A 22,176-nucleotide genomic window follows, 5' to 3' on the forward strand; every position below is an offset into this window, starting at 1 on the left:
GATGAAAGACAAAAAGAGAATATTTAAAGACGCATTTGGACATTGGTTTTTTTTAAAAAGATTTTTAGTATTTACCTTAGGGCTTTTTTCTTATAATAGATTTAATGGATTTAATAAATTAAAAATAAAAGGGACAGAAAATTTGATAAATCTTCCGAATACTAATGTATTATTTGTATCCAATCATCAGACATATTTTGCAGATGTATTTGCTATGTATCATGTATTTTGCGCCGTAAAACATGGATATATAGATACAATAAAAAATCCTATTTACCTAATGGATCCAAAGATAGACCTTTATTATGTTGCTGCTAAAGAAACTATGAATAAAGGATTACTTGCCAAAATATTTTCATATACAGGAGCTATTACCGTAAAAAGAACGTGGAGAGATGCAGGCAAAAATGTAAACCGTTTGGTAGACATGTCTGAGATAGGAAATATTATTAAAGCTTTAAATAGTGGTTGGGTAGTAACTTTTCCGCAAGGAACTACAACTCCATGGTCACCTGGTAGAAAAGGCTCAGCAAAAATAATACAAAAAAATAAACCTATAGTGATTCCTGTTGTAATAGATGGATTTAGAAGAGCTTTTGATAAAAAAGGTTTAATTGTTAAAAAAAGAGGAGTTGAGCCTAAAATGACATTTAAGCCACCTTTAGAGATAGATTTTGAATCTGAAAATGCTAATACTATTTTAGATAAAATTATGATAGCTATCGAACAAGCACCTGAATTTTTAAAAGTCAAATCAGTAGAAGAATTGGAGGCTGAAAGAGAAGAAGAAAAAACAAGACCTTTTTTTGAAATATAAATTTATATTAAAAATTAAAATTATAGATTCATAAAAATGACAGTATATTAAAGCTGTCTTTTTTAGTTGAAAAAGGTATCTTTGTAGTAGATAAACACGTATAGATGAAAATACATTTTATAGCGATAGGGGGTAGTGCAATGCACAATTTAGCTTTAGCGTTAGCAAAAAAAGGATATCAAATAACCGGTTCAGATGATGCTATTTTTGAACCTTCTCGTTCAAGACTTGAAAAGCAAGGAATATTACCTAGGGAAATGGGGTGGTTTCCAGAAAAAATCAGTACAGATTTAGATGCCGTTATTTTGGGAATGCATGCACATGAAGATAATCCGGAATTAAAAAGAGCTAAAGAACTAAATCTGAAAATATTTTCATATCCAGAATTTCTATATGAACAATCTAAAAATAAAACTCGTGTAGTTATATCAGGTTCGCATGGAAAAACCACTATAACATCAATGATCCTTCATGTTATGAATTATCACCATCTAGATGTTGACTATATGGTAGGAGCTCAATTGGAAGGTTTTGATACTATGGTAAAGTTAACCAATCACAATGAATTTATAATTTTAGAAGGTGATGAATATCTATCATCTCCGATCGATCTTCGATCCAAATTTCTTTTATATAATCCTAATATCGCATTAATAAGTGGAATTGCTTGGGATCATATAAATGTTTTCCCTACTTTTTCTGAATATAAAGCGCAGTTTACAGCTTTTATAAACAGTATAAGTCAAGGAGGAGTACTAATTTATAATGAAGAAGATCAGGAAGTTAAAAATGTAGTTGAAAAATCAGAAAATTATTTAAAAAAATTTCCATATCATACACCAAAATATACTATCAAAAATGAGAAAGTATATTTACTGACAGATCAAGGAGAAATACAACTTTCTATATTTGGAAAACATAACATTTTAAATATGGAAGGAGCTCGTCTTATCTGTAATCAATTAGGAGTTCAAGATGAAGATTTTTATGAAGCAATAATATCTTTTAGAGGAGCTTCACGTAGATTAGAAAAAATCTACGAAACGCCAGAATATATAGTTTACAAAGATTTTGCTCATGCCCCATCCAAAGTTTCTGCTACAGTTTTGGCAGTAAAAGAAAATTATCAAAAAAAGAAATTGGTAGCCTGTTTGGAATTACATACCTATAGCTCTTTAAATCCTGAATTTTTACAACAATATAAAAATTCATTATCTCCAGCAGACCAGGCATTAGTTTTTTATAGTGAAGAAGCTCTAAAAATTAAAAGGATGCAACCTTTATCTAAAGATTTAATTATCGAATCTTTTGGGGACAACGATTTAAAAGTATTTACTGATGCAAAATCATTAGAAAAATATTTGAAAGAGATAAACAAAGAAAATACTGTTTTTTTAATGATGAGTTCAGGAAATTACGGAGGAATAAATTTAGATAATGTTTTTTATTCTAAATAGAATTATTTTAAAATATATTCATGGAGACCTTTTTATAAATATTTTCCCAACGTGTATCGAAATATGCAATAAATAATTAAAGTTTACTAAAATTAAATTTAACAAATAGGAAATTAAATTAAAAAGGAAATAAAAATCCTTAAAAAGTAATTACCTATGTTTTATTTTTTAACGTTTCTTAAATTCTTGAACATTTAGCTAAATCTATTATTTATTTTTTTATAAATTTAAACTTTTAGTTTATTTCTGAATAAATAAAAATATCATTTTCTTCATTTTTAAACATATCATTTTCAATGATAAAATAATATACATATAAAAAATTCTACTTATTTATATTATATCCCCTTAAATATGTACATATATAAAGAAGACAAAATAAACCTCTACAAATTTTATTAACTAGAGTAAACTTATTAAATATGTCCACTAAATTTCAGTAAATCAATGATATATAATTTAATAAGTAATTTTATTTAATAAAAAGTTTCTCCTTAAGAGCTAGAAAAAGTGTTTTTAACATTAACATAATATTAACATACTAAATAAAATAAATAAATAGGTATTATATATTTTTGTAATATAAATTTTTATTTATATATTTAAAATATTAACAATAAAACGTTTTATTATGTCATTTAAAGCAATTTTTGAAGTTTCTGGTAAAAAATATAATATTTTAAATGTAAATTATTCTTTAGCTCAAGAAACTGACCCTACAGGAAGACCATCAGCTCAAACCAGAGGAGGACGAATAGAATTAACTATAGAATCTACAGGAGAAACAGATATTTTTGAATGGATGACTAATAGTTTTGAACGGAAAGATGGAAAAATTGTTTTTTTAAAAAAAGATTCTCGTTCAACTTTAAAAGAGTTAATCTTTAATGAAGGATATGTGGTTAAATATAGAGAAAATTTTAATTCAGTAGGAAGAAATCCTCTTACAGAAACCTTTATTATATCTGCAAAGTCCATAAAAATAGGAACAGCTAAGCATGTAAATGATTGGGTGTAAATTTATTTTTTAGCGTTTTACCTTAAAATTTTAATTCTTATTGTTATTAATTTAATTGATATTTTACTTACTTATATAGAATTAATTTATATACAAATTTAAATATGTCTTTTTTAGCCAAATTAGAATTAGATGGAAAAACCTATAACGTTCTAGAGTTTAGGATTTCATTGCAACAACCTGTGGATAATAATGGAAAACCCTCTATGGAGCCACAAGGAGGAACCATATTTTTGGTAGTGGAATCTACTAATGAAACTGATTTTTTCAAATGGATGATAAGTAGTACACATACAAAAAACGGAGAAATTATATTTTACCGTAGAGATGCACTATCTAAGATGAGAGATTTAAAATTTACCAAAGCCTATTGTATTGGGTATAATGAAATTTTCACCTCTACGTCTAGTGCTCCTATGCGTGTAGAGCTAGTGATTTCTGCCCAGTCTATCTCAATGAACGGCAATGAATTTAAAAAGAACTGGCCTTCTGAAGTTTAACTTAAAATGAAGATTTATGGCATCAGATTATGAAACCAAGGTTTTTTTTTCACTAACCGCTCATTTCGGTCAAAAAGAAACATATTATACTAGTACTTTTGGGGTAGGTGTGACTTATAAATTTTCTCCTCACTTGCAAACAGGAGTTAACTTAGGTTTTAAAGTTTATAATGGAGGATTAGGTAGTATTCCCGGCAGTGATAAATTGAATTTGGACTTTGTAGGAACCGGAGCATTTACCACCGGAATAGGAAAAGGCAATCCTATGGATTTAAATCCACTTACTATAGAACATGGTACCGGTATGCAGGATAGATATAAAAAATCAATTACAATAGGAACTAATTATATTTTCAATAATTTTGGGAGAAATCAACAGGTAGGTTTTCTTCAAACCCGTTTTAATGATTTTACCTTTCAGAACTATAATGATTTTAATAAATTTGGACGGTTATCAGATGGGCATGATCGCTGGTATACAGGTGGAGGGAATGTGACTATGGGTAGTAATTCGTCTAATTATCAGGTTATTTTATCTTCCGATGTTTTTACTTCCGATACGAATAATGCTGCATTTACTAGGCCAGATTATGTAGACTATGATTTATTAGAGAAGAATAATCCACTTCCAGGTAATTTTAGAGATCGATTTACTTATACTCCTAATATAGCAGGAGAGCTGGATCAAAATTATTTGAATGAGCACAGAGGAGGAAGGACTTGGCTCAAAGAAAGGGACTCTTTCTCTCTTAATCAGGGACGTACATCTGTACTGATAAGAACACCTGACGGAACTACTTTTGGTCTTAGTCATTTAGGATCTTTTGATATGTGGTCGCAGGAGATTATTCACAGAATGATAAATTTTCATTTAATACCCCCCACTTCTCAGGATCAATTCGAGTTTTCTTATAAGAAAGGGTTTTAAATAAAAGACTTTCAGTTATTTTATTGCTTAAAATCTAATTATATGTTAAATAATAGTTTTAAAACAAAATTATGGCAACACCCACAAATACTCGGATATTAGTTAGCGGAGAGCCTATAACCAGTTTTAACCAATTAGTTATAGAACAAAAGCTTAATGCACACCATAAATTTTCGATAGTTTATTCCGTTCCATTTGAATTAATAGGCAGTTCTTTAGAAAAAGCCAAACAACAGGTAGGAGCAAAAGTATTGATATCTATTTCACCCAGTCAGTTTAGTCTTGATAATGAGTTAGAATTCAGGGGGACGGTTTCAGAAGTTAAATTACTTAGGGCTGAAGGAGCCTCTGCAAAAATAATACTTAACGGATATAGCCCTACCTACCAAATGGAAGGACTTCCGGATACCTGTTCTTATTCAGATAAAAAGATCTCTGAAATTGTACATGATATTATAAGCAAGTATCCTTCAGATAAGTTAGAGCCTGTAATAAATATAGCTAACGATGAAAAATTGGCTTATACTGTAAAATACAAAGAAAGCGATTTTCAGTTCCTTTCTCGTCTTGCAGCTAAAAAAGGACTATGGTTTTATTTTAACGGAAGACAGTTGGTTTTTGGAAAGCCTGAATCCCGAACTGTAAAAATGGAATACGGAAAATTGCTTAGTGACTTTAATATAGGAATGAGAGCAAAACCGGTAAAATTTAATTTTTTAGGTTATGATGCTTCTAGTAAAAAGCAGGAAAACAAATCATCAGATTCCGTTTCAGTAAAAACCAATACTATTACGAATTACCTTATTGAAAATTCCAAATCTTTTTTTCCTATAACTTCTAATTTATTGTATAATAATCCTATAACCGAAGAAAATATTAGTAATCATTTAACAGAAAGGTTAAAAATACAATTGCAAAGTCAGGTATCCGATCTGTTAGTTGCATCAGGAACCTCGGATATTTCATCTTTGCGTTTAGGTGATATTATAAACATTCAAGACTCAGCATTTTCTACCAGCAACTTTAATATTTCTTCGTTAACTCCTCAGAATTACGGTTCATATTATATTACAGACATTTTACATGTATGTAATGAATCTGGTAACTATTATAATAATTTTTACGGAATACCTGTGGAATCCGAATGTCCACCTTACGGAAATGTTTTTCTTACCCCTGTTGCAGAAGCACAATCAGCCATAGTGATGGATAATAATGATCCTAAAGGATTGAGCCGTATACGAGTGCAATTTCCATGGCAGAAAGAAAGTGGAGAAAAAACTCCATGGATTAGGATGCTGACTCCGTATGCCGGAAGTGGAAAAGGAATGCATGTCTTACCGGAAATAGGAGAAGAAGTAATTGTAGATTTTGAAAGTAATAATGCAGAAAAACCGGTGGTTTTAGGAGCATTATTTAACGGTCAGGAAAAATCAGGATTGGGCGGCCAAGGAAATTATATAAAAGGATTACAATCGGTTAAGGGAAATAAATTACAATTAAATGATAAAGATGGAAGTACCTTATTAACCGATCAGCCGGGTTCTGTAAATATGAAGTTTGACGGCTCTGGAAATTCCTCCATAGGAGCAGCAACTACCCAGAGTATTACAGTAGGGGGAAATGAAGAAAAGCCTGAAGGACAGGCTAAGTTAAATATGGATAATCAAGGAAATATTACTTTAGACGGAGCAACAAGCCTTACTATAACCATAGGAAATAGTTCCCTTACTATGCATGAAAATGGAACAATTAACCTGAAAGGGAAAAATATTACAGTAGAAGATAACGGAAAAACGGTTATAGATACCAAGCAGGATATTTCCATATCAGCCTTACAAAAAGTTGGAATTGATGCTTCAGGAGCAATGGATATATCTACCGGATCTGATTTAACCATAACCGGAGGTCCTTCCGCTGTAATATCTTCAGGTGATACGAATATCATGTAAAATAAAAGTTCACTTATGGATGATTTAGAATATATTACCAAAGGGGCTTTAATGATGTGTGATAAGGGAGCGGCCCCGGACTATTTTAAACCGGATTTCAATACCAAAACCAAAATAGATGAATGTTTGGTAGCTACGGAAATGGATGCAAAGCCGGTTAAAAATATTCCGTCTTTTAAAATATGCTCTTTAACACAGAAACCTTGTGTACCTGTTACCAGTCCTAAAACTTGGAAAGACACCTGGCAAGTAAAAGTGGACGGAGCTGAAACTTTAATAGGTAAAAGCACCTGTCCCTGCTCTGCAGGAGGAAAAATTGAATTTATGACTAGTGGGCAGGTTCCTCTACCTGCAGATGCAGCAGAAGAAGTACAAAAAATGCAGGATCAGGCCCAGGAAGAGTTGAATGATAGTGGGGAAGGAGATAGTGTTGGGGAATCTGGACTAGTAGAAGGTTTTATTCCGGTATGGGGAAGTGGACGAGATGCAGTAAATGATTTTCAGCAAGGAAGATGGGGCTGGGGATTATTTAATAGTGCTATGGTAGTAGTAGATGTTTTTACTTTAGGGGGAGGAAGCGTTGTAAAAGGAGCCATAAAAGGAGGAGTAAAAGCAACAGCTAAAGCAGTTGGGAAAAGTGCCGTGAAAGGATTGGCTAAAGGTTTAGGTAAAGGGGCTTTTAAAAAACTAACAAAAGAAACACTTAAAAGCAGTATAGACGATGTAGCTAAAAAACTGTTAAAAACTTGTGTTTTTGCTTGTTTTCCTGCTGGTACACAGGTACATACTGAGTTAGGACTCAAAAATATAGAAGAAATACAAACCGGAGACAAAGTGTGGGCCTATAATGAAGAAACCGGAGCAATAGCTTTGCAGGAAGTACTCTATACTATGGAGAAAGAAAGTGACCATACCATAGAAATAATTACAGAAAATGAAACAATAGAAACGACAGCACTTCACCCTTTTTATGTAAATGGAAAATGGAAAAAGGCTTCAGAACTTGAAAAAGGAGATAAAATTATAACCCAAAATAAAGAGGAAATTGTAATTAAATCTGTTGAATTTAAGTATACATCCCAAAAAGTTTATAATTTTGAAGTAGCACATTGGCATACTTATTTTGTTGGAGAAAATTTATTTTTAGTTCACAATGCTAAAGGAAAGTGTATTACTGAAGCAGCTGAAGATATTGCTAAGAAAACTGATGAAATTCCAGTATGGAAAGGACCGACTGATTATAGTAAAATAGATACAAGTAAATTTAAAATTGAACCAGGAAAAGATTTTACAGCAGCTCAGAAAGAATCAATTTATAAAGCTAATATGGAACATAATGGAGGTTTATTAAGGAGTGATAAAGATGGAACTATACTAGAAAGAGCAAAAAAGAGCGAAAAAGGAGTAACACCTAATCCTAATGAATCACAAGTTGACCATGTCAAACCAAAATCTAAAGGAGGAACTAATGATCCTTCAGATAATGCTCAAATATTAAGTAGGCAACAAAATAGAGATAAATCAAATAAATAATTTTTAAAATTTAATAACAAATATTATATATTATCTTATGAAACTAACTGATTTACCTAAAAATAAACCTGTAATTACTACAACATTTGTGATTAATGAAAACAAGGATATAGTTTATGTATCCTTAGATAAAGATAATGATTTACAAATGTTTAGTGAAGAGGGGGCTATCATGAAAGAAGCTATAATAGTATCTTTAGATGAAATTTTATTAAAAGATTCCTCTTTAGCTAGTATAAATATTGAAAAAAATGAAAGTGTTTATAGACAAAATAAAAATAGTTTATGGACCAAACAGTAGAGAATATTGATAAATTAAGACGTCAACTTTTTTCTACGAAAATAGCTGAAAGAAAAAAAGTTGTAAAAAAAATTGTAATAGATAAACTTACTGTTTTTCAAGATGATTTATTTAATCTCTTTAAAATAGAATACAATAAAAATAAGTCTTGGGAATTTATATGTTTATTAATTGATACCTTAGGTATATTAAATTATAAAAATGCAGCTAATGAGCTTTTAAAAATTTGTAAGAAAAATGAATCACATGATATGATTACTATTTGTGCATCCAGAGCATACTGTAGAATTAAAAGAAAAAATTTAGAGGATGCAAGTCCAATATTAAAAATGCTTTCTTTTGGAAATTTTTCGGTAGTAGATGGGGCTCTTAAAGCTTTAGGCGAAGATAAAATGATTTTGAGTGAAAATGATCAAAATGAAATAATTAATTGCATACAAAAATTTGAACCTAAATTAGAAAAAGGATTTTCTGATATTAGGATGGGGCTTGCAGCAGCTTGTGAAAATTGGAAAAAAACACCTAAAATTAATTGTTTTTTAAAAGAATGTATTGAAAGCCAATATCAACCATTAATAAAAATAGCAAAAAATTCATTAAAATAATTATTTTAAAATTCATGATAATAATATTAAATGTATAGGGAAGAAAGATTTCTCTTAAAAATTAACAGAATTTATTATTTCTAAAAAGTATTAGATATATGAAAAATTAATATAAAAATTGCTAAAAATTTTACCCCTAATGATAGAATAATATTAAGTGAATTAAGGATTAAAGTAAAAGTAGGTTGGGATAGCTTTGAACTAGAAGAAAGTGATCCGAGAGTAAAAATTATAAAAGAATATTTTAATCCAGATTGGAAAAATATAGTGCAAAGAGAGATTGTTTTTTCAGAAAAAGATAAAGAAAATGCTGAGTATCTTACTATATATGCCAGTAAGATTTTAGGAGATGCTAAACCTGATACAGAAAATAAAATAAATACATTTACATATCCATTCACTGTGTATCCTTATTATAAAGATGTTTTTGAAATATATCCATTCACTGTGTATCCTTATTATAAAGATGTTTTTGAAATAGTAGATACAGATGAAGAATATGGATTGTTGAGAGGGGAGCAAATAGGGAATTATTCATTAAATGGAAAACCTAAATGGGGAAATTCTAATATAGCCTCTGCAAATTACATAGAAAATGCTTTTTTTACTCCACTTGAAACATATGAAAGTATTTTTAAAACCTATTGGCATAAAATCAATACCAGTATGTAATTATAAAACAGGTGAGCCCTTAAAAAATGTATGTCAAATTATACAACAAGGGATTTCAAAATCAAAATTTAATATAAAGGAAATTGATTTAAAGTTATCAATTAAGGTTGATAGATGGAATATTAAAAAATATGTTTTAAAAAATGATATATTTTATCCATCGTTTATAGTTCTCCCGGAGAATTCGATTTTTTTTATACACAAGAATATTTTGGTGATGGAGGGCTTAATCAAAGAAATACGGTTATTTCACATAAGCTTTATAAAATTTTAAAAGAAAATAAAATCAAAGGATTAAATTACTATCCAATGAAAAATTAAGAAAATATATTTATTAATATAGTAAAACAAAGATAAAGCTTAAGTTGTCAGGTCTTTTAATTAAAATTATAGTAAATATCTTTTTATAGATTAAATGAGTTTAATTAAATTTTTTGTGTACATAGAGAAAAGGCCTTTAATGTATCTTAGGGAGAAAAATTTAATCTTATTAGAAAGTTTTATAAATGAATATTTTCTATGTCAGAATGAAAATAACTTAATAGATAAAAATGATGAAATATTCAGAAATGAATTTTATTATTGATTAAAAAGAAATATTTTTTAGCTAATAGAGTTTCTTGGAGATTTGATTAGCCAAATGTCAAAACATGAAAATAAAAATGATTTTGATTTATTTTTTCATTTTTTAAAAATATTTAAAAATGAAAAGTCAATATTTTAATAATAAAAAAAATAAGTAATATTTAAAATTATAATTTTTTTAATTGAAATGCTTTATATGAAGATGATTTTGATTCTACTTATGAGCAGTCATTTATCTTGAATAAAAAGGAATTTTAATAATAAAAACTTAGTTTTGAGTAGAATAAAAAAGTTGATAGTAGAAAAACAATTCCAAAAAGCATCAATTTTATTTGATAATGATAAATCAGATAAGACTTCTACCCAAATAGAATTAGATACAAACGAATATCCGTCCCAGGAATATTATGATTTTATGATCTTTTTAGGAAAAAATTCAGAACAAGAAAAATCAGTTTATTTCTCCTCAATGATATTAGCTACGTCTTTATGTAGTTTTAAGGATGCTTATAAAGAAGCGTATAATTTAGCTAAAAAATTAGTAAAAATTAATGGAAATGATATTGATAACTGGGAATGGTTATTATTTTTTTATGATTTACCAGATAAAGTTATGACACATAAAGAATTGCAAGATGTTCTCATTAATATATTTAAAATAGATAGGAATAATCAAAAAGCTACTAATTTTTTAAATAATTATTTCACAAAAGAAGAAAAAAGTTTTATACTGTTATATGATACATTTAATTTTAGTCTCTATATATAGTCTTTATTGTTTTGTATCAGGTTAAATTCTTATCTCTTTATTAGAGATAAAAAAAATGAAGGTTTTTTCAAAAAAGTACTACAATTAAAAATATTGAACGAGGAATAGGGGAAGTTATTAAACAAAATAGAGATTGCATACTAAAAAATGACACAAAAATGGTCAATATAGTGGTATGGTTGATGGTGTGAAAAGAACTATAGGTTTAAAAAAGGAAGAATTAGACAATATTATTAATAATAACAATAAATAAATAAGTTTAATAATCGATACTTTTATAGTAAAAGAATATATATTTATATTTTATAAAATTATATTTAATATGAGTAATATGATATATATTATTTAAATTTAGTAACTTTATTTCGGTTATCATTTATATATCAATATATTTTTATGGAATTACAAGAAGAAATTTTTACAAAAATTGTTTCTTTAGTGAACAAAGGAAAGCTAAGCTTTCAGAAAAAAAAATTTGAAAATGCCATAGAGTATTATATGAAAGCTAGGGCTATTTTTCCAATTCCGATTGAAGAATATAAAGGGTCCGAACAATTATATATTCTATTAGGAGATGCCTGTTTTGCTAGTAAAAAATATGAAAAAGCCCAAGAATATTATATACAATCTCAAAATTGCGTAGATAAAGATCAGTATTTAAATTCAAAATTTAAAATAGGAAAAATTTTTTTTGAAATAGAACAAACCGATTTAGCAAAAAAATATTTTCAGCAAGTTTATGATAATTTGGGGAAAAAATTATTTTATTTCGAAGATGCTAAATATTATAATCTAATTGTTTGCTCAGAAAATAAGGGGACAAATAAAGAAGAAAAACAAAACTCAGTATATAAATCTTTTAAAGGAAAAAATTATACAAAAGAAGAATGGGATATTTTTGAACAAAGACAATGGGAAGAATATCTTATAAAAAAAGGAAATATTTCAAAAAAGAACGAAAAAGGTTTATTTTTAGATGAAAAATAATGCTGAAATATAGATAAATTTTATATACACAATTGGGAAATGTTTACATTATTTAAAAATAAAAATTTAATTAATTTAGAAAATTTTGAATCTTCTTATATTCTAAACATTAAGAGCTATACTTCTTTAAATAAAGATAAAGAACCATTAATTATAGAAAGAAAGTCTAAAATAAAGTTAAAACAGATAATAGAGGGTTCAAGAATAATAAATACTTATTTTTTAACAGAAACAGAAGAAAATTCAAATGATGAAAATTTCAATAAATTTTTTAAAAAATTATCATTTCTGTCTTTTATAACCGAAGAACTTAAAATTGAAAGAAGTTTGAGAGGGCAAATTCTAACTTTACTCAATATGGATCAAATAGAAAAAAAGTGGAAAAACTGGAAAGAAAAAAAACTTTATGAATTTCTTCCTATTTTAAAAGATCAAGAAAATTTTGTAACTTCATTTGAAAAAGGTCTTTTATTCTTAAAAGATAATATTAAAAATGAATTAGCTTACATACTTCTATTTCCCGAAATTTATCAATTTAAAGATTATATTTCAACTGCTAGAGAATTTACCAGCTTATACATTTTTGATTCGCGTTTGATTAAAGGCGCGGAAATTAAATATAAATTTTATATTTCGGATATATCACAGAAAGAATTTTCGCATAAAATAAATATTCATTTAAAATCAGAGATTACAAATAAACATGAATTGACTATTTTATTAAAAAGTCTAGAAAATAAGTATAATGGTATAACAGATTATAAATTTTTTGAAGATCTGTTTTATAATATAGATAAAAGTACAGGTAAAATAATCTATGCAAAATTAGAACTTACAGAAAATATATCTGAAGGTCATGAATATAAATATTTAATAGATCTTTATCCATTAGAAATATCAATAAATAGTGAAACAGAAAAGATATATAAAACATATAAAGGCAAAGACTTTACTCTAAAGGACTGGGAAAAATTCGAACAAAAACAATTTGATGATTTTGTAAATAATAAGTTAATAAATAAAGATCATGATCTTTTTAATAATGAAAAATAGTAGAGAAACACACAAAAAACAAAAATATATAATATTTTTATGAAATTATTATATTACCTGGTTTTATAATTTGACTATAATTATACATCTTTTAAAAATCAAGTTATATTTTTTAATATTTAACTTGTTTTAAACAAAGATTCAAACCGTATTTCTGGTTTGCACAGGATTAATAATTTTATATTTTTATTATATTTTCTATCCCAAATTCCCAATATAAATAATTAGATAAAAAAATATAGTTTATTTTTAGTTAATAATTTTAAAACCAGTAACCAAATAATATATATTGTTTGGTATATGTGGAAATTATTAATCTCATAATTTGTTCCAATATTAAAATAAAGTTTTATTTATCTTTAATAAGATAGGTAAAAAATTTTTCTCAAAAATATCACCTTAAATATTATCTTTGCTATAAACATATTTCTATAATAAAATATCAATAAATATTTATTTTAGAATGATTATAAATAATATTTTAATAAAATAGTTCTTAATATGTTATGAAAGTTGGTTTATTTATTCCATGTTATATAGATGCTATATATCCACAGGTAGGAATTGCTACATTGGAATTATTAGAAAAATTAGGCTTAGAAGTAGAATATCCTACAGAGCAAACTTGCTGTGGTCAACCTATGTCTAATGAAGGTGATTACAAAAGTGCAGAAGCTGCTGAAAAGTTATTTATTCAAAACTTTAAAAATTATGAATATATAGTAGGTCCAGCAGGTAGCTGCATAAAACAGGTAAGAATTCATTTTGATTGTTTAAAGCAGTCTGAAGACGTAAAACATGTTAGAAAAAATACTTATGAATTAGTAGAATTTTTGCATGATGTAATTAAAGTTAAAGATTTTCCCGGGGTAAAATTTAATCATAAAGTAGCTTTGCATAATAGCTGTAGTTCAATAAGAGGTCTAGGAATAAGTAAACCGTCAGAAATTATGGGTGTTGCATTTAATAAATCAGCAGATCTGTTGAAAATGGTAGAAGGACTTGAGCTAGCCCAAATGAGCCGTCCTGATGAATGTTGTGGTTTCGGAGGAACTTTCTGTGTAACCGATGAAGTGGTAAGTGCCAAAATGGGAAAAGATAAAATTTCTGACTATATAACCAGCGGAGCAGAATATGTAGTTTCTCCAGATATGTCTTGTTTAATGCATCAACAAGGAATAGCTCATAAAAATGGTATAACTCATTTACCTTTTGTACATATAGCACAAGTTTTAAACGGAGGACCCTTTTAAAATCATAATTCATGAAAAAGAAAGTAGTTGATATAGTAAAAAACTCAGCAGATTTTATAAAACAAGATAATATTCACGAAAAACAACATGATAAAAATCTTTGGAATGCCAGATTAAAAAGAGACAGGATTGCTAAAAGCGTTCCTGAATGGGAAGCTCTCAAAGATTTAGCATCAAAAATTAAGGAACATACACTTACTCATCTGGATGAATATTTAAACCTATTTGCAGAAAATGCTTCTAAACGAGGAACTATTGTCCATTGGGCTCGAGATGCTCAGGAACATAATGAAATTGTATATAATATATTACAAGAAAGAAAGGTAACTGAAATAATAAAAAGCAAATCAATGTTGCAGGAAGAATGTGGCATGACAAATTTTTTAGAATCAAGAGGAATAGAAGTTACCGAATCGGATTTGGGTGAGAGAATTCAGCAATTATCCCATCAACCTCCGGCACATATTGTTATGCCTGCAATTGAAAAAACTACAGAAGATATCGCTAAACTTTTTGCTAAAACTATTGGAACCGACCCTAATGATACTGATGCACATTCTTTAAATGAAGCAATGAGAAATAATGCCAGACCAAAGTTTCTTCGTGCTGGAGCAGGAATGACCGGAGCCAATTTTGCCATAGCTGAAACCGGAACATTTGTAGTTTGTACCAATGAAGGAAATGCTGATATAGGTGCATCTGTTCCACCGCTTCACATAGCCAGCATAGGAATAGAAAAAATAATTCCTAAAGTGGAAGATTTGGGGATATTTATAAGGCTCCTATCAAGAAGTGCATTAGGTACTCTTGCTACACAGTATACATCTCACTTTACAGGTCCAAGAAAAAACGGAGAGTTGCATGTTATTATTACCGATAATGGTAGGACTGAAAGATTAGGGATGGATGATTTTTGGACTTCTTTAAAATGTATACGATGTGGTGCATGTATGAATACTTGTCCCGTATACAGAAGAAGTGGAGGATTATCTTATGAATCTACATATTCCGGACCTATAGGAATTATTTTAAGTCCTACGTTTGATTTAGAAAAATATAGTGAATTGCCTTTTCACTCTACATTGTGTGGCTCATGTTCAGATGTTTGTCCGGTAAAAATAGATATTTCCGGACAAATATATAAATGGAGAAAAGTAGTAGTAGAAAAGGGATATATGCCTTTAAACAGATCTCTTGCCTTTAAGGCTGCAGGATCTGTATTTGGGCATCCTTCGTTATTTAGAACAGCTGAAACCATAGCAGAAAAAGTATTGCCCATAGTGCCTGATTTTCTTATATATAGTAAAATAAATCCATGGGCACAGGACAGAGAAATGTTTTCTATGGCTAAACAAACATTTAGAGATTGGTATTTAAAGAATAGAAAAAATAAAAAATGATAAGTACAAAAGAATATATTTTAAATGCAATACGTAAAAATAAACCTGACGGAAGTAAATTTGCATATCCTAAAATTCCATTATTTCCTAAAAGTAATAAAGATATTTTACAGGAATTTAAAGATAATTTAACTTTAAATGCAGGAACATGGCATATAGTGAAAAGTATTAAAGATGGAGAAAATTTAATTAGAGAATTGTATCCACAAGCAAAGATTATTTGTTCTTCTGCAGTTGAATTTAAAGGAAATAAAGATATAACCCAAATAACTGAACCTCATCAGTTGGCAGATGTTGATTTAGGTATTATCCGCGCACAATTTGGAGTTTCGGAAAATGGTATGGTTTGGATAACAGAAAAGGATATGGATATTACTTCTTTAGGTTTCTTGTCACAACATTTAATAATTTTATTAGATCCACAAGAATTGGTGAAGGACATGTATGAGGCATATGCCAGAATTGATTTGCTAAATAACAACTATGGTTGTTTTATGTTAGGACCTTCTGCAACTGCTGATATTGGAGCGGTTATGGTTCGTGGGGCACAAGGAGCTAGAAGTCTTTCAGTATTTTTTATGTAATAATTTAAAAATTTTGAATATTTAGAAATCGAATAGGGGTAAATATAACTTTTACCCCTATAATTTTTTTATGATAATAATTTAAAACATTATGAATAAAACTAATATAATTATTTATTAAGTAAGTTTTTTACATCTTCTAATGTTAGGTTATCTCCATCTATTCTTATAAGAAAAAAGTGATTTCCTTTATCAAAAAATAATATTGTTTGATCTATATATTGCTTGTTATCTGGATCTTTTTTAATAAAAGTTGAAGGTGAAAAAGTATCATGAGTTCTATTAAAAACAGCTTCATAATCTTTATTAGTAGCATATTTATTAGTTTGTTTTTTCATCCTTTTAGCCAGAGATTTATCGCTAGTATAAAGCATCTGTGCACTTTCTATTTTATCAGATACTTTAGAGATATATATACCTTGTTTATCAAAATCAGGAATCATTTTTAATAAAAATTTAGAGACACTAATGGAAGTGACTTCATTTTTATGAGCAAATTTATCAAATAGTTTATCCTGAGAATAGCCAGAAATAATAAAACCTAATAAAAATAAGGTTAGTAATAAGCATTTTCTATTCATAATTAATAAGTTATTTAAACATTTTATAATATTTAAGTAAAAATCATGCCGTATATAAAAATAATTATAAATACTTATATTTATGAGCGATAAAATATATTATATTTTCTAAAAAAAATAATTTTTTAATGGGTTAGAAAAAAATGGATACATTCTTATACCTTAGCTTTTAAGTAAAAGTATCGCGTATCATTCATATAAAATAATAATATCTATATCATCTTACTTACACTTAAAGAAATTAAAAATTATAAAATATACACTAAAATATCGCAATAGTTTTTTCCAGTCTTTCTATTAAATAAAAATTTAACTTATCATGAATGTTTTGGAGATTAATACCTAAATTAAGATAACAATGTGCAGTATGAAAAGAAGAAAAAAATCTTTGGATATATGCTAAGAGGTTGAAAAATTATAAATATTTATTTACTTAAGTAAGTAAAATTATATTTTTATTACATAAGCCTATAATAAATAAAATTATTCCAAGGGGAAATAATACACTTCCCCAAGAAATTATAATAAAATATCCAGTAATATTTCCCCAGTCCATAAATAAAAAAGCGCCCTGAAGAATTAATAAAATATCAGTTAAAAGAAATGCAATAGTAAAAATGATAATCCCTATTTTAATAAAAGCGTTTATCTTTTTTGTAGAAATAAATGTAAGAATAAGAATAAATAAAAACAAAGTATATATTCCCAATACAATAAGATGAATAAATCCAATAGTAAGATTTTTTATAAGATAGGAATGTTCAGCTATTTCAGGAATCCACTGAAAATTTTGGAAAATAATTTTAACAGAAAAAAGAAGAATAAATAGAATATATAAACTATAAATAAAAACAGATTTTTTTTTGAAAATTACCAACAAAGGAGGATGAATATATTTCCAAAATAGAAATAATGAAAAAAGTTGAAATAAAAGACCAATACTATTTAAAATATAAAAAATAAATGAAGAAATATGCCAACTAATAGGAAGGAAAAATGTAAGTATTGCAGTTCCTAAGTTAAAAAAATAAAAAAGATAACTATATTTAGGAATTGGGGAATTATAATTTTTTAAGATTTTAAAAATAAAAGAGAAAATTCCAAATAAGAACCATCCATTAATTTGAAAATGTAAAAAAAACTGGATAGCAATAGGATAAGCTATAGAAGATTTCCCTAAAGTAGGAAGTATAGCTCCTAAGGACCAAACTCCTAATGTTGAAAATAACATTAAAATTAATGCAGTCTTCAAATATAAGTTATCTATGGAATATACATGAGAAATATTTTTCCAGCTTATCCAACAAAAATAATATGAACATACTATATGTAAAGAGGAAAATAAAATAGAAAAAAATGCATATCCTTGAATTGGAAAGCTAAAAAGCATTCCTATAATAGAAAATTGTGTTATCCAGAAACAACCAGTAAATCTTTTTTTATTTTTTGAGGTTTTAGGAATATACATCCAATAAATAAAAATATAAAAAAACAAATAAAGCCAGCCTAATAAAGCTACATGAGAATGGGCATGTAAAAAATTGCCATAGGGTATACTAATTTTATAAAATTGAGTGATTCTAAGTAAAAAGCCTATACAAGAGGCTATAAATAAATTACTCAAACTTGTTATTAACCAGCTTTTCTTCATATACCTATAGAATTATTAAATTTTTATTATTCAATAATAAGTTTTCCTTTCATTGAAAAAGCATGAGAAGGGAAAGAACATAAATAATCATACTTTCCTTTTTCGTTTATGATAAAGGTTATAGTATCTGTTTCTCCACCCCCTAACAATTTCGTATGAGCTATAATATTTTTAGATTCACTGGGAGGAATATAATCATGACTTCTTTCTTTTAAAGCTTTTTTAGCAAAATCTTCCGGATCAGTTCCATGTTTTAAAATAACCAGATTATGTCCCATGTCCATTTTACTGGCTTTACCCACATGCTTGAGTACTAATGTAATCGTTTTTCCTGCTTTAGCTCTTAATTCATTAAGATTATATTGCATTAAATCATTACCTTCTATTTCCAAATAATTTACAGGCCATTTTTTCATTTCTTCCTTAGTTGTTACAGTACTAATATTATCAGCTTTATTATTTTCTGCATTTAAATCAATATTAGCTGAAGAATTATCTGATTGAGTAGAACTTTTGCCACAAGAATATAAAAAAATTATAAATATGATGACTTTTATATTTAAAGATAAATTTCTCATAAAAAATATTTAAGTTTGTAATTATAGAGTTTAAAAAATATTATTTTAATATCAAATGTAAGTAATTTATTGAAAATGTTAATATTGTAAAAAAATAAGTATTAGTAAACAAATTTACAATAGTATTTTATTTATTAATTTGAATATTTAATTATAAAAGATAAAAAATGGAAGTATCTAAATTATTTGAAAAATTACCAATAAAAATTAATAAATTCAAAACAATATCAGGAGGAGATATTAACAAGGCATATTTTTTAGAAACGAAAGAAGGAAATTTTTTTATAAAAATTAATCAAAAAAAATTATTTCCTAAAATGTTAATTAAAGAAGCTAATGGATTAGAAGCCTTAGGACAAACTGGATATATAAAAACACCAAAAATTATAAATTATGGAGAAATAGATCAATTTCAGTATTTAATATTAGAATGGACGGAGAGGGGAGAAGCTAAAAATAAAACATGGGAAAATTTTGGTCATGCATTAGCATATATGCATAAGATAGAACAACCTTTTTTTGGATTTAAAGAAGATAATTATATTGGAAGCTTAAAACAAGTAAATACATCTAGTTCTAATTGGGGAGAATTTTATGGTCAATATCATCTTATTCCCCTTATAAAAAAACTAAAAGAACAAAATAAAATAGAGAAATATGTAGTGAAGAATGTAGAAAATTTATGTTTGAAATTAAATGAAATTTTCCCTAAAGAATCACCATCTTTATTACATGGAGATTTATGGGCAGGAAATTATATGGTTTCAAAACAACAGGAAATATTACTAATAGATCCTGCTGTTTATAATGGACATAGAGAAATTGATTTAGGAATGACCCAGCTTTTTGGTGGATTTCCATCTTATTTTTATGAAGCATATAAAGATGTGTATCCGCTCGATAACAACTGGGAGGAAAGACTACCTTTCAGTCAATTGTACCCTCTTCTAGTTCATTCAGTTTTATTTGGTGGCTATTATGTAGACCAAGTAAAGCAAATTCTTAAAATATTTTAGTATAATTTTATAAAAAAATAAAAAAGAAATATATTCTATTACGTAGTTACCTTTTTATCATTATCGTTTTGATTTCTTTTATAAACAACAGCAGAAACCAGTATACTGGCTTCATAAAGTAAATATAACGGGCATGAAGCTACAAGCATAGAGGGTATATCACCTGGGGTAATAAATCCTGCCAAAATAAGTATAATAATTAAAGCATGTCTTCGGTATGTTTTTAAAAATTTAGGAGTTAATATTCCCACAGCCGTTAAAGCATATACAATAACAGGAAGTAAAAAAACTAGTCCCATACCAAGAACGGTTTGTAATAATATACTAATATAACTGGATAAATCAATATTAACTTTAATAGTTTCGGAAAGATTAAAAAAATATCCGAAGTGCATAGTAAGAGGAGTTACTAAAAAATAACCAAAACAGCAACCTGTAATAAAAAGGCAATAAGTAGATATAAAAAAAGCTAAAGAATTCTTTTTTTCATTTGGCTTAAGTCCGGGCGATATAAATTTCCACATTTCATATATAACATAAGGAAAAGCTATAATAAGTCCTCCAACCATAGCTACATAAAAAGCAGTATTCAATTGTTCAAAAACTCGACGCACCTGAATTGGAAAATGCTCGGGCATTATAAAAGCTTCATCAGATCCCCATAGCTTAGCAATAGCATTCATAATCTTAAAGCTAATAAAATCCTTCTGAACAGGACCTAAAATAATTTTATCCATTACAAAATGCATCTTATATCCTATAAAACAAGCTCCAATGCAAATTGCTACTAATGAACGAAGAATGTGCTTTCGTAATACTCCTACGTGAGCAAGAAAAGGCATATCTCCCGAATTGATCTTTTTTTTCTTAGCCATGAATTATTTAGAAATCATATATAAATTGATTTTTATTTAAAACCATTTTCTAAAAGTATATGTAAATCTATTATACCCACATATTTATCTCCATCTAAAACTACCAATTGTCCTATCTGATTTTTTTTGAGAATCTCTAAAGCTTTATTGGCTAACTCATTTTTTTGAATAGTTTTAGGAGATAAAGACATTATATCTTTTGCCATTATTTTATTATAATCAATATCTTTTGCCATAATTCTTCTCAAATCACCATCTGTAATAACTCCCATAACATGATTATTTTCAATAACAACTGTAATTCCATAAGAAGAATAAGTTAAAGAATTTATAATTTCTTTTAAATGTGAAGATAATTGCACTGCAGGTTTTTTATCCGGTTTTATAAGTTGTTCAACTTTACATAGAAGTTTTTTACCCAAAGCTCCGCCAGGATGAAATTTTGCAAAATCTGAAGATTTAAAATTTCTAGCTTCCAATAAAGCTACAGCAAGCGCATCTCCGAGTGCAAGTTGTACAGTTGTAGAGGTCGTAGGAGCTAAATTATTCGGATCAGCTTCTTTATCTATATGGGTATCCAGAACAAGATCAGCAACTTCAGCTAATAAACAATTTTTATTAGCCGTCATAGCTATAAGTATATTACAATATTCACGCAAGAAAGGAACAATTTCTTGTATTTCAGAAGAAGTACCACTATTAGAAATACAAACAATAATGTCATCTTTTGTGACAATGCCTAAATCGCCATGTTTGGCTTCTGCTGCATGAAGAAACTGAGAGCGTGTGCCTGTAGAGTTAAATGTAGCTACAAGTTTATTAGCAATATGTGCACTTTTACCGATTCCACAAAGAATTAGTTTACCCTTACATTCAAGAATATAATGCACAGCTTTAATAAAATCTTCTCCTAATCTATTATTTAGAGATTGCAGTTCTGCTATTTCAAATAAAATAGTATTTTTGCCTGCATTTAATATTTTTTCATTTTCCAAAATAAATAATATTTTTTTGTTTAAAAATTAAATTGTACTTTTAAATTCTAAACGACAAATTTAATA

General features: G+C 27.6%; 22 protein-coding genes. 17 read left to right on the top strand and 5 right to left on the bottom strand.

What is annotated here, in order from left to right:
* The first annotated feature begins 1 nt into the window (after position 1).
* From C4S77_RS04880 to C4S77_RS04960, 16 genes are all read left to right on the top strand, one after another.
* On the top strand, positions 2 to 817 hold the full coding sequence (locus C4S77_RS04880) for a lysophospholipid acyltransferase family protein (RefSeq protein ID WP_105193028.1): 816 nt from the start codon (positions 2 to 4) through the stop codon (positions 815 to 817).
* A gap of 104 nt (positions 818 to 921) precedes the next feature.
* A complete protein-coding gene (locus tag C4S77_RS04885; protein ID WP_105246496.1) occupies positions 922 to 2,274 on the top strand; it encodes a UDP-N-acetylmuramate--L-alanine ligase in 1,353 nt (450 codons plus the stop codon).
* Between the two features lie 631 nt (positions 2,275 to 2,905).
* Complete coding sequence (gene tssD / locus C4S77_RS04890) at positions 2,906 to 3,292, top strand: type VI secretion system tube protein TssD (protein WP_105193024.1); 387 nt, start codon at positions 2,906 to 2,908, stop codon at positions 3,290 to 3,292.
* 104 nt (positions 3,293 to 3,396) lie between these two features.
* Complete coding sequence (gene tssD, locus C4S77_RS04895) at positions 3,397 to 3,792, top strand: type VI secretion system tube protein TssD (RefSeq protein WP_105193022.1); 396 nt, start codon at positions 3,397 to 3,399, stop codon at positions 3,790 to 3,792.
* A gap of 16 nt (positions 3,793 to 3,808) precedes the next feature.
* The gene (locus tag C4S77_RS04900) at positions 3,809 to 4,720 is read left to right on the top strand and encodes a polymorphic toxin type 23 domain-containing protein (protein WP_105246498.1); all 912 of its coding nucleotides are present in this window, start codon (positions 3,809 to 3,811) and stop codon (positions 4,718 to 4,720) included.
* A 71-nt stretch (positions 4,721 to 4,791) separates the two neighbouring features.
* Positions 4,792 to 6,672 carry a type VI secretion system Vgr family protein gene (locus tag C4S77_RS04905; RefSeq protein ID WP_105246500.1) on the top strand — a complete coding sequence of 627 codons (1,881 nt, stop codon included), beginning with the start codon at positions 4,792 to 4,794 and terminating at the stop codon, positions 6,670 to 6,672.
* A gap of 15 nt (positions 6,673 to 6,687) precedes the next feature.
* The gene (locus C4S77_RS04910; RefSeq protein WP_105246502.1) at positions 6,688 to 8,205 is read left to right on the top strand and encodes a polymorphic toxin-type HINT domain-containing protein; all 1,518 of its coding nucleotides are present in this window, start codon (positions 6,688 to 6,690) and stop codon (positions 8,203 to 8,205) included.
* A gap of 37 nt (positions 8,206 to 8,242) precedes the next feature.
* Entirely contained in the window at positions 8,243 to 8,506 is a 264-nt protein-coding gene (locus C4S77_RS04915) for a hypothetical protein (protein WP_105193015.1), read from the top strand.
* Positions 8,491 to 9,111 (top strand): hypothetical protein, encoded by a 621-nt coding sequence (locus C4S77_RS04920; protein ID WP_105193013.1) that lies wholly within the window; start codon positions 8,491 to 8,493, stop codon positions 9,109 to 9,111. The genes C4S77_RS04915 and C4S77_RS04920 overlap by 16 nt, the downstream gene beginning before the upstream one ends.
* A 267-nt stretch (positions 9,112 to 9,378) precedes the next feature.
* Complete coding sequence (locus C4S77_RS04925) at positions 9,379 to 9,783, top strand: hypothetical protein (RefSeq protein ID WP_105246503.1); 405 nt, start codon at positions 9,379 to 9,381, stop codon at positions 9,781 to 9,783.
* An 859-nt stretch (positions 9,784 to 10,642) separates the two neighbouring features.
* Positions 10,643 to 11,137 (top strand): hypothetical protein, encoded by a 495-nt coding sequence (locus C4S77_RS04935; RefSeq protein ID WP_146106048.1) that lies wholly within the window; start codon positions 10,643 to 10,645, stop codon positions 11,135 to 11,137.
* 396 nt (positions 11,138 to 11,533) lie between these two features.
* Entirely contained in the window at positions 11,534 to 12,124 is a 591-nt protein-coding gene (locus tag C4S77_RS04940) for a tetratricopeptide repeat protein (RefSeq protein WP_105246507.1), read from the top strand.
* Positions 12,125 to 12,163: 39 nt separating this feature from the next.
* Positions 12,164 to 13,177, top strand: a complete 1,014-nt coding sequence (locus tag C4S77_RS04945; RefSeq protein ID WP_105246509.1) for a hypothetical protein — start codon at positions 12,164 to 12,166, stop codon at positions 13,175 to 13,177.
* A 506-nt stretch (positions 13,178 to 13,683) separates the two neighbouring features.
* Positions 13,684 to 14,430, top strand: a complete 747-nt coding sequence (locus tag C4S77_RS04950; protein ID WP_105246510.1) for a (Fe-S)-binding protein — start codon at positions 13,684 to 13,686, stop codon at positions 14,428 to 14,430.
* A gap of 11 nt (positions 14,431 to 14,441) precedes the next feature.
* Complete coding sequence (locus C4S77_RS04955) at positions 14,442 to 15,830, top strand: lactate utilization protein B (RefSeq protein WP_105193005.1); 1,389 nt, start codon at positions 14,442 to 14,444, stop codon at positions 15,828 to 15,830.
* A complete protein-coding gene (locus tag C4S77_RS04960; RefSeq protein ID WP_245915790.1) occupies positions 15,827 to 16,414 on the top strand; it encodes a LutC/YkgG family protein in 588 nt (195 codons plus the stop codon). The genes C4S77_RS04955 and C4S77_RS04960 overlap by 4 nt, the downstream gene beginning before the upstream one ends.
* Positions 16,415 to 16,524: 110 nt before the next feature.
* On the opposite strand, the gene C4S77_RS04965 is transcribed toward C4S77_RS04960, so the two are convergent.
* From C4S77_RS04965 to C4S77_RS04975, 3 genes are all read right to left on the bottom strand, one after another.
* Positions 16,525 to 16,995, bottom strand: coding sequence for a DUF4252 domain-containing protein (locus tag C4S77_RS04965; protein ID WP_105246512.1), 471 nt, complete (start codon positions 16,993 to 16,995; stop codon positions 16,525 to 16,527).
* A gap of 433 nt (positions 16,996 to 17,428) precedes the next feature.
* Positions 17,429 to 18,646, bottom strand: coding sequence for a hypothetical protein (locus C4S77_RS04970; protein WP_105246514.1), 1,218 nt, complete (start codon positions 18,644 to 18,646; stop codon positions 17,429 to 17,431).
* A 26-nt stretch (positions 18,647 to 18,672) separates the two neighbouring features.
* Positions 18,673 to 19,224 carry a plastocyanin/azurin family copper-binding protein gene (locus C4S77_RS04975; RefSeq protein ID WP_105193001.1) on the bottom strand — a complete coding sequence of 184 codons (552 nt, stop codon included), beginning with the start codon at positions 19,222 to 19,224 and terminating at the stop codon, positions 18,673 to 18,675.
* A gap of 167 nt (positions 19,225 to 19,391) precedes the next feature.
* Here C4S77_RS04975 and C4S77_RS04980 point away from each other — a divergent pair, with 167 nt between their 5' ends.
* On the top strand, positions 19,392 to 20,240 hold the full coding sequence (locus C4S77_RS04980) for a fructosamine kinase family protein (protein ID WP_105246515.1): 849 nt from the start codon (positions 19,392 to 19,394) through the stop codon (positions 20,238 to 20,240).
* Positions 20,241 to 20,278: 38 nt separating this feature from the next.
* On the opposite strand, the gene tatC is transcribed toward C4S77_RS04980, so the two are convergent.
* Positions 20,279 to 21,115 carry a twin-arginine translocase subunit TatC gene (tatC, locus tag C4S77_RS04985; protein ID WP_105192997.1) on the bottom strand — a complete coding sequence of 279 codons (837 nt, stop codon included), beginning with the start codon at positions 21,113 to 21,115 and terminating at the stop codon, positions 20,279 to 20,281.
* A 32-nt stretch (positions 21,116 to 21,147) separates the two neighbouring features.
* Positions 21,148 to 22,110, bottom strand: a complete 963-nt coding sequence (locus C4S77_RS04990; protein ID WP_105192995.1) for a KpsF/GutQ family sugar-phosphate isomerase — start codon at positions 22,108 to 22,110, stop codon at positions 21,148 to 21,150.
* Positions 22,111 to 22,176: the final 66 nt, after the last annotated feature.

Source organism: Apibacter adventoris (assembly GCF_002964975.1).
GTDB lineage: Bacteria > Bacteroidota > Bacteroidia > Flavobacteriales > Weeksellaceae > Apibacter > Apibacter adventoris.